Origin of the sequence: Chitinophaga sp. (assembly GCF_036569185.1) — a bacterium.
GTDB lineage: Bacteria > Bacteroidota > Bacteroidia > Chitinophagales > Chitinophagaceae > Chitinophaga.
Window position 1 is genome coordinate 24,300 of the sequence record NZ_DATCRD010000079.1, and the last position, 9,349, is coordinate 33,648.

At 47.4% G+C, this 9,349-nt stretch carries 6 protein-coding genes; 3 read left to right on the top strand and 3 right to left on the bottom strand.

Annotation, left to right across the window (positions count from 1 at the left end):
* Positions 1–26: 26 nt before the first annotated feature.
* From VIM72_RS06165 to VIM72_RS06175, 3 genes are all read right to left on the bottom strand, one after another.
* Complete coding sequence (locus VIM72_RS06165) at positions 27–1,697, bottom strand: hypothetical protein (protein ID WP_332001990.1); 1,671 nt, start codon at positions 1,695–1,697, stop codon at positions 27–29.
* A 220-nt stretch (positions 1,698–1,917) separates the two neighbouring features.
* Positions 1,918–2,358 carry a universal stress protein gene (locus VIM72_RS06170; RefSeq protein WP_332001991.1) on the bottom strand — a complete coding sequence of 147 codons (441 nt, stop codon included), beginning with the start codon at positions 2,356–2,358 and terminating at the stop codon, positions 1,918–1,920.
* A gap of 39 nt (positions 2,359–2,397) precedes the next feature.
* Positions 2,398–2,970: a TetR/AcrR family transcriptional regulator gene (locus VIM72_RS06175; RefSeq protein WP_332001992.1), complete on the bottom strand. Its 573-nt coding sequence runs from the start codon at positions 2,968–2,970 to the stop codon at positions 2,398–2,400.
* A 797-nt stretch (positions 2,971–3,767) separates the two neighbouring features.
* Between VIM72_RS06175 and VIM72_RS06180 the strand changes: the two genes are divergently transcribed.
* From VIM72_RS06180 to VIM72_RS06190, 3 genes are read left to right on the top strand one after another with little or no spacing between them, the layout of a single operon-like run.
* Positions 3,768–5,564 carry an alpha-L-fucosidase gene (locus VIM72_RS06180; RefSeq protein WP_332001993.1) on the top strand — a complete coding sequence of 599 codons (1,797 nt, stop codon included), beginning with the start codon at positions 3,768–3,770 and terminating at the stop codon, positions 5,562–5,564.
* A 22-nt stretch (positions 5,565–5,586) separates the two neighbouring features.
* Positions 5,587–7,746, top strand: a complete 2,160-nt coding sequence (locus VIM72_RS06185; protein ID WP_332001994.1) for an alpha-galactosidase — start codon at positions 5,587–5,589, stop codon at positions 7,744–7,746.
* A gap of 36 nt (positions 7,747–7,782) precedes the next feature.
* On the top strand, positions 7,783–9,126 hold the full coding sequence (locus tag VIM72_RS06190; protein WP_332001995.1) for an alpha-L-fucosidase: 1,344 nt from the start codon (positions 7,783–7,785) through the stop codon (positions 9,124–9,126).
* The last annotated feature ends 223 nt before the right edge of the window (positions 9,127–9,349 follow it).

A 9,349-nucleotide genomic window follows, 5' to 3' on the forward strand; every position in this document is an offset into this window, starting at 1 on the left:
CAATTTACAGGTAACAATAAATCGGTTTACTTTCTGATCACGTACCAGTTGGAACCATCTGTCTGAATTGTTACATAAGTGTAATTGTTGTAGATGATGTAGTTAGTGCCTCCTTCAATTTGTGCGCCTCCCTGTGGTTGAAGCGTAACAGCATTATCGATAGAACCTGCGATTTTTTTGATAGTATAAACACGACCTGCAATATTTGCGACCGGGGGCAAGGTAATAGTAACGCCTCCGGAGCCGGCATTTACAAGTAAGGTATTATCCGTTTCAGCCAGCGCTTCGTTACTGGTGGCTGTTCTTATTTTTAAAGACATTGATCCCTGCACATCCAGGGTGGAATTGGGTGCTGTGCCTGCTCCTACAATTGCATTTTTCCCTACAGCCAGCGTATCTCTTACTGTTTTGAAGCCGGCGAAGGTTTGAGTGGAATCATTTACCACACCTCTTGCAGTAGCGCTCGCATCCGGTATGTTGAGGGTGAGGGTATTGGCGACGCTGGTGCTGTCGAGGGAAACGTCTGTACCGGCTTTACCGGTCTTGATATAAATAGCAGGACCGGTTTGTCCGTTTATCCTGCGGATGCCCGCAGAGAATGCAGCGGAATCCACTTCTCTTTTTTCCAGTGCACCGGTTGTAGGGTTACGGAATAATACAGTGGTAACCGGGGTGCTCACATCCGGGGGAGCAGTGGCCAGTACCACTGCACCGCTGATATTGGCGCCGCCGGCGTTTACTTTAAGACCGTTGCCCAGCGTAGCCAGGCCAGTAACGCCAACACCGGCAGCGATGCTCACGCTATCATTGAAAGTTTTAACACCGCCAAAGGTTTGTGCGCCAATGGATACGCCGCCGGGATTGGTGGCATCTGCAGCCACCAGTTGTAATACGCCGGTAGTGTTATCCAGTACCAGGCCATTGGGATTGCCCGGGGTAAGAATAAACGCGCCTACAGTAATTGCTTTTTGTTTATTACTGAAAGATTGCCAGTCTGCATAAGTGAGTAACCCTGTCCGCTGGGAGGCAGTGCCAACAATCGGTACATTCATCGTGATAGTACTGTCGGTTGCATTGGTGGTTACTCCAAAATCGGCGTTCAGGGTATCTGCCCGGATGGTGAAACCCTGTTTGGCTACGCCATTGAGCGTTCTGATGGCATCGGTAAAAGCGGCCGGTGAAAGATTGCGCTGGTTGATGGTACCGGTGGCGGGGTCTATCATCAGTACGCTGATGAGGGTAGTGGTGGCAGGTACCTGTTTGAGGGCTACTGTTTGTGTGTTGCTGATGTTAATAGCTTCCGTGGCATTGGTGCGGATAGACAGCGGCTGATTATCGGAAGTACCGAGATAATTGGCGATTGTAGTACCGGCATTCCCTTTCAGCTGCCAGCTTCCTGCAGAAGCGTTGAGGCTGTCTACCAGCCTGGACCAGTAACCGTTACGCCGCACCATCAGGCTTTGGGTAACCGTATGATAGATGATCATCCCGTCGGGGGCTGTATTGAGCGGGGCAAGTGTGGTATCCACAATCCGGGGGAGCAGCAGCCCCTGGCGTAAGCTTTCCAGTTCCAGGATAGAGGATTTGTTGATAGTGGCGGGATTGTCGCCGATCTTGAGCTGCGCAGATACTGCGGTGGCGAGCATCAGGAATAATAATACCAGTAAGATGCTTTTGCCGGGGTAATTTTTTTTCATAGTAATGGTTTAGAGGTGAAGGGGAGTTGTGTGCATAGAAGATCCTTTACCAGTTGGGGCTGGAGGGTCGAAGGCCTGGCTTACAGATATACTTTAATTATTCGTTATTAAATATAACCCATATCCGGCGTTTAAAGTTGCGGAAGAGGCATAAAAAATCCCGGCGGGGATCGCCGGGAATCAGCATGAATGCTGTTGTATTACCTGTTGAGTGTTAGGCTTAATGTTCTTCCCTGTTATAAGGAACCACCAGTACGGGTATACGGGAGTGACGGATAATATATTCCGCATTGCTGCCCAGGAGCATATGATCCAGGCCGGTTCTGCCATGCGTGCCTATTACCAGCATAGTTGCATTGCTTTCATGTGCCTGTGCCAGCGTTTCATTTTTAGGGTTCCCGGTACCTACCAGGATGCTGATGTTCTTTTTATCAGGATAGTTTTGCCTGTATGCTTCCAGTCTTTCCTCCACTTCACGCATCCGTGCGGGAATATCGTCGGTGAATACGGGGCCGCCTTCCGGCAAACCGATGCCGATACCTATTTCTACCACTGAGTAAAGGGTAACGGAAGCATTTATTTTATCGGCCAGTTCCAGGCCGGTCCTGATCAGGTTTTCTGAAAAGCTGCTCAGGTCTACTGCGATCATAATGTCTGACATATGCAGAGGTGTTAATTTGTGAATATTTATTCATTATTGTTATGCTTTCAGGGCATCCCAACAAAGGTCGAAAGCGGTGTTGATCTTGCTTCTGTTAAGGGTGATACTGCTGTAATGCGTTTGTTTTACCAGTTCATTCATAGCGCCAATAATAAAAGTGAGCAATAGCCCCACATCCGCCTGCTTGATAAGTTGTTCTTTCTGGCCTCTTTCCATCAGCGCGTAGAAAGGGGCTGAAAGTTGCAGTGCCTTTTCCCGTGTATCGTTGGTGATAAACGGTGAATGATAACACTGTTCCATAAAAATAACTTCTTCAAAATGTTGCAGCTTATAGCGCAGGATATTCAGCCAGATATTTTTAAACGCAGGTTTGAAAGGAATTTGCGGGTTGTAACCTTTAAAAGACACCTGTACCGAATTTTCCCGGCAGGCGGCAAATAAGGCATTGATCAGTTCATCTTTTCCTTTAAAGTAAACATATAAGGTGCCTGTGGCAATGCCGGCTTCCCTGGAGATGTCGCCCATAGTAACGCCTGACAATCCTTTTTCGGCCACCAGCCTGAGTGCAGCCTGGAAGATCTGGGTTACTTTTTTATCGTCTTTCCGTTTCACAGTACAAATATAAGCGAATATATATTCATTTTAAAGTTTTAAAAAAAGCCTCCGCAGTGGAAACTGCAAAGGCGCTGTAGCTAGATGATGATTAAATCAAAAACCCATTGGTTGCTTAACCGGTGGGTGATTGTTAATAAGGTTATGGCGTTGCTTCTTCGGGATTTTTAAGATCATGATAGTGATTGTTAGGGTGATTGTAATAAGGTTGCGGCATCACCGGCTATGCTGTTCAATACTGCGAATAGTTCGCTGCCGTACACCTGGTTTGTGACGGAAGCTCCTGTCGGCCTGAAAAAACCAACAGGCGCTGTTGAAACATTTGTTGGTTGTAAGCATTTTTAAGTTACCGGAAGATTACTGAGCAGGTAGCAATATTAATAACTTTCGTAGTTCAGAGAGTTAATTAAATCTAAATAAGAATTGTATAACAGGTAGAAAGTCAGGGCAAAAAGAAACCTCTGCCGATGACAAACAGCAGAGGTGTTTAAAACATTCACATGGCATCTGCGGCATCGCGTCAGATGCTGATAACACATTATAGCCTGTTATTGAGCTAAATAAGATGATTGCTGAATCTGGAAAGTTACAAGACGCTTAGTGACCGTAACTTATCTGCTACCGAAATTAGATATTACTCTCTGTAATAATCGTTAATCATTGGTTAATGACGAAAACTTACCCTAAAACCCTTCGATTGTATCATTTTCCCTTTCCCTGATACCATTTTCCAGGCATTTGCATATACCGGGGGATATGTATATTTTTTACGGACCGTTACTACTAAATTTAGCTATATGTTCCACCGGATTCCAACGTTACTGGTACTGTTATGCCTGTTCAACCCGCTGAAAGCGAGTACCCAGGACATGCCGGATATGTGGAATAAAGATGCTGTAAACAATAAATCGCATCCCGGGTTAAAATGGTTCAAAGAAGCAAAATTCGGGCTGTTCATTCACTGGGGCCTTTACTCTGAACTTGGCGGCCGTTGGAAAGACAGCAGCTACTACGGCAGCGGCGAATGGATCATGCACCGTGCAAAAGCGCCTGCAGCTGAATACGCCAAAGTAGCACAAACCTTCAACCCTATAGGATTTAATGCAGAAGAATGGGCGGAGATGGCCCGGCAATCAGGTATCAGGTATATGGTGATCACCGCCAAACATCACGAAGGCTTCAGTATGTATGATTCTAAAGTAACTGATTTCGATATTGTTGATGCTTCTCCCTATAGGAAAGACCCTATGAAGGCGCTCGCTGCCGCCTGCCGCGCAAAAGGTATACAGTTTGGGTTCTATTATTCCCAGTTCCTCGACTGGCACGAGCCGGATGGCGGAGGAAATAACTGGGATTTTAAAAATAAAGAGAAAGATTACCAGCGGTATTACCGCACCAAATCAATCCCGCAACTGAAAGAACTATTAACCAACTATGGCCCCCTTGGTCTTATCTGGTTTGATATGCCGGGAGGGTTAACCGCTGAGCAAACCAGGCAAATGATCGATAGCCTGCGATTGCTGCAGCCCGGCTGCCTTTTCAGCAGCCGCGTAGGACATGACCTCGGCGATTACCGCGATTTTGGCGACTCCGAAGTGCCGCCGGTTCCCATCCCCGGTGCATGGGAATCTATTTATACCCACAACGATTCCTGGGGATATATCCGCCACGACCTGAACTTTAAATCACCCGCAGAAATTATACGCCTCCTGGGAAATGTAGCCTCCAAAGGCGGCAACCTTATGCTCAATGTAGGGCCCGATGGCAACGGCAAATGGCCGGCTTACTCAGTTGCTTATCTGAAAGCTGCCGGCAAGTGGCTGCAAACCTACGGCGAAAGCATTTACGGCACCAGCTGGGGACTGATCCCCGCGCAGCCATGGGGCGTAACTACCAGCAAACCGGGAAAATTATTCCTGCACGTGTGGCAAATGCCGGCCAACAGGAAACTACGTGTACCGGGACTAACTGCAAAAATCAGGTCGGTGAAAATACTGGGCGGTAAAAATCCGCTTACATGGCAACAACTGCCGGAAGAAACCATTATCAGTTTACCTGTAACGTTGCCGGATACACGAAGCACCGTGCTGGAGGTAGTGTACTCAGGGCAGCAAACAGATTTATCGCAGCTCCGTACACAAACTGTAAGCAGCGAATATCCACAGGCGGAAATCCCTGCTGTATGGGCTATTTTCAACGGGAAATCCCAAAGCAGGCTTTTTACCTATTCCCATTATTTCGGCGACTGGAAACACGACAATTGCATAACCGGGATGGTAACCCCAGACGATGCCATCATATTCCCGCTGGAAGTGCAGGACGCAGGCGACTATAAAATTATCCTTGATTATGCATGCGAACCTGCAAGCGCCTCACAACAGGGGCTGGTAACCCTGGGCGGGCAGCAGCTGCCATTCCTGACACTGGTAACCGGCAGTTACGACAGCCACAAGCCCATGAACTTTATTCAACACGCAATAGGTATCATACATATCGATAAAGCAGGAAAACAAAATCTCACAGTGAAACCGGTTTCCGGTAACAAAAATGAATTGTGCTGGCTAAGGAAAGTGATCCTGCAGCCGGTTAAATAATATTTATAAGAAGAACAAGAACATGAAGAAAACAAACCTCCTGTTAGGACTGGTTGCCAGTCTTGGTTCAGGCATAGCAGCTGCACAGGTAAAATCACCTGCGCCCGACTGGTTAATCAATCACCAGCCCTATACCGCCACGGTAACAGAAAAAAACAAGGAAATTACACTCAGCAACGGATTGCTGAGCCGTAGTTTTCGTATAACCCCCAACGTGATATGTACCGATTACCGCAACCTGGTGAGCGGAGAACAATTATTGCGCGCCATTAAACCGGAAGCCAGGCTTACCATTAACGGGCACGACTATACGATTGGTGGTGCATACGGGCAAAAACAACAGGCGTACATGCTTCCTGTATGGCTGGATAACCTGGAAGCAGGGCCATCAGATTTTATATACAGCGGCCACCAGGTAACATCTGTCTCTCCCTATTTAAAATGGCAGGCCCGGCGATGGTGCAGTAACCCAAAGCAGCCCACCGGGAAAGAGCTTACATTCTCTTACCAGGCGCAGGCGTCTGAATTGAAAGGCATCCAGGTAAAAATACACTACGATATATTTGACGGAATACCACTCATTTCCAAATGGCTGGAAATAACCAACCAAAGCGGGCAACCGGTAAAACTGCAGCAAGTGGTGAATGAGATACTGGCCACACCGGAAGAAGAATCGGCTGTAGTAGGCAGTGTGAATAAAATGCAGGTGCCCCACGGAATTTATATTGAAAGCAATTACGCTTTCAATAACGCCATGAAGGCAAATCTCAGTGATCAAACCACACACTGGAAGGCCGACAGTACCTATACTTCACAGGTGAACTACGACCTGCAAACACCCTGCGTGCTGGAAGTATACCCCATAGTACCGGTTGGCATTACACTGGCAGCGGGTGAACATTTTGAATCTATCCGTACCTATGAGCTGTTGTTTGATGGATATGACCGGGAAAGGAATGGGTTGGCTAAAAGAAGATTTTACAGCACCATTGCGCCCTGGACCACAGAGAACCCCGTTTTCATGCACCTGGTAAGCACCGATCCGGTAAAGGTAAAGGCTATCATTGACCAATGTGCAGAAACCGGCTATGAAGGCGTGATCCTTAGCTTTGGCAGTGGTTTGAATATGGAAGATACCAGCGCCGCCAATATCGCGAAGTTCAAAGCACTGGCGGATTATGCACATAGTAAAAAGGTGATGCTTGGCGGCTACTCCCTGTTTTCGAGCAGGCGTATCAGTGAGGAAGATGACGTAATCAATCCTGCCACCGGCAAAACCGGCGGCGCATTTTTTGGTAACGCTCCCTGTATGGGTAGTAAATGGGGCCTCGGCTATCTGCAAAAGATCAAAAGTTTTATCAGCGCTACCGGCTTCGATATCTTTGAGAATGATGGCCCTTACCCGGGCGATGTTTGTGCATCCACTACCCATCCCGGCCATACCGGGCTGGAAGATTCCCAATGGAAACAAATGCAGCTGCAGAAAGGGTTGTACCACTGGCTCAATGAAAGAGGCGTATATGTAAATGCGCCGGACTGGTACTTCCTGGATGGTACCAACAAAATAGCACTAGGCTACCGCGAAGTAAATTTTTCCCTGCCACGGGCAGAACAGCTGATCCTGAACAGGCAGAATATTTTTGACGGCACCTGGGAGAAAACCCCTTCCATGAGCTGGGGCTTTGTACCGCTCAGCGAATACCAGGGCGGCGGTGCAGCCGCTACGCTGGAGCCCCTGAAAGATCACCTGGACGCCTACGACCAGCTGATGGCACAGTATTATGGGGCTGGGGTTCAGGCCTGTTACCGCGGTCCGCGTTTATACGACACCGATAGTACCAAGGCCGTTGTGAAGAATATGATCGACTGGTACAAAAAGTACCGCAATATCCTCAATACGGATATTATCCATCTGCGCAGGGCCGATGGCCGCGACTGGGACGGTATCATGCACGTGAGCGCCAAACTGCCGCAAAAAGCGCTGGCCATGCTGTATAATCCAACCCAACAGGCAATTACCCGGGAGGTGGCCCTGCCACTGTATTACAGCGGCCTCACGAAAAGTGTGCGCATCCGCGAAAAGGAAGGAGCATTGAAAACGTATATGCTTGACCGTAGTTACAATGCTCATGTAAAAGTAACCATCCCGGCAAACGGTTATACCTGGCTGGTGGCCGAATAGAACTGTATCAAACCAAATCTGTATAATTTATTAGTTATGAAGAAATTATCACTATTCGTTTTCACTTTCCTTATGATGCTGGCAACAGTAAATGCACAGGAAAAGAAAATATTCAATGAAACGGATGCACAAAAAGAACAGCGGCTGGCCTGGTGGGTAAATGACCGCTTTGGCATGTTTATTCACTGGGGATTATATTCTATGCCTTCCAGGCATGAGTGGGTGAAAAGCAATGAGCATCTTACCGACAGCGCCTATCAGAAATATTTTGATCTGTACAACCCCGATCTGTATAATCCACGCGAATGGGCCCGGCAGGCGAAGGCCGCAGGTATGAAGTACGCGGTGATCACTACCAAGCACCATGAAGGGTTTTGTTTATTTGATTCCAAATACACCGATTATAAAGCCACCAATACAGCGGCGAAAAAGGACCTTATCAAAGAATGGGTCGAAGCTTTCCGGGCAGAAGGATTGAAGATTGGGTTTTATTATTCGCTGATCGACTGGCATCATCCTGATTATACGATCGACCGTGTGCATCCGCAGCGCCCTGCAGATCCGAAGGATTATGAGAAGCTGAATAAAGGGCGTGATATGGAAAAGTACCGTACTTATCTGAAGAACCAGCTAAAGGAACTGATGACCAATTACGGGAAAATTGATATTCTCTGGACCGACTTTTCTTTTCCGGGGGAACATGGCAAGGATCATAACGATTGGAATTCACTGGAGCTTATTAAGATGATCCGCAAACTGCAGCCCGGAATTATTATCAACGACCGGCTGGACCTGGAAGAGTATGAGGATGGCGGCGATTTTGCCACTCCTGAACAGTACAAAGTATCTGAATGGCCCACCCGTAATGGTAAACGCATTCATTGGGAAACCTGTCAGACGTTCTCCGGATCATGGGGTTATTACCGGGATGAAACTTCCTGGAAAGATAACAAGCAGCTGCTGGTGCTGCTGATTGAATCAGTGAGCAAGGGCGGTAACCTGTTGTTGAATGTGGGCCCTACTTCCCGCGGTACTTTCGATGCCCGTGCGCAGGAAAGGCTCAAAGGAATGGGAGAATGGATGCAGGTGAACGGTCGTTCTATTTATGGCTGTACCGAGGCGCCGGCGGAATTCAAACGCCCGGATAACAGCTTACTGACTTACAACCCAACTACCAAACGGTTATATGTGCATTTGCTCGATTACCCGCTGCAGCGTTTTGAACTGCCTGGAATGAAAGGCAAGGTTAAATACGCACAGCTGCTGAATGACGGCTCTGAAATAAAAATGAGGGGCACAGACAAAGGCGACCTGGCCCTGGAGCTCCCGGTGCGCAAACCCGATGTGGAGATACCGGTAATAGAGCTGGTACTTCAATGATCGCGGAGTTTGTCTGACTCAGGATTATGATGATTTTAATGATTAGCCTGATTTTATTTTGTAACAATTATAATTAAGGGAGATAGAAGCGAAAAAATTATCCGCTTTTATCTCCCTTAACTATTTTCAAACTTTAAAACTAAATCAGGCTAATCATTAAAATCATCATAATCCTGAGTCAGACAAACTCCGCGATCATTGAAGTACCAGCTCTATTACCGGT

Bases quoted from the DNA above. Each gene is read 5' to 3' on its own strand.
- VIM72_RS06165 (WP_332001990.1), bottom strand. From the start codon at position 1,697: ATGAAAAAAAATTACCCCGGCAAAAGCATCTTACTGGTATTATTATTC.
- VIM72_RS06170 (WP_332001991.1), bottom strand. From the start codon at position 2,358: ATGTCAGACATTATGATCGCAGTAGACCTGAGCAGCTTTTCAGAAAAC.
- VIM72_RS06180 (WP_332001993.1), top strand. From the start codon at position 3,768: ATGTTCCACCGGATTCCAACGTTACTGGTACTGTTATGCCTGTTCAAC.
- VIM72_RS06185 (WP_332001994.1), top strand. From the start codon at position 5,587: ATGAAGAAAACAAACCTCCTGTTAGGACTGGTTGCCAGTCTTGGTTCA.
- VIM72_RS06190 (WP_332001995.1), top strand. From the start codon at position 7,783: ATGAAGAAATTATCACTATTCGTTTTCACTTTCCTTATGATGCTGGCA.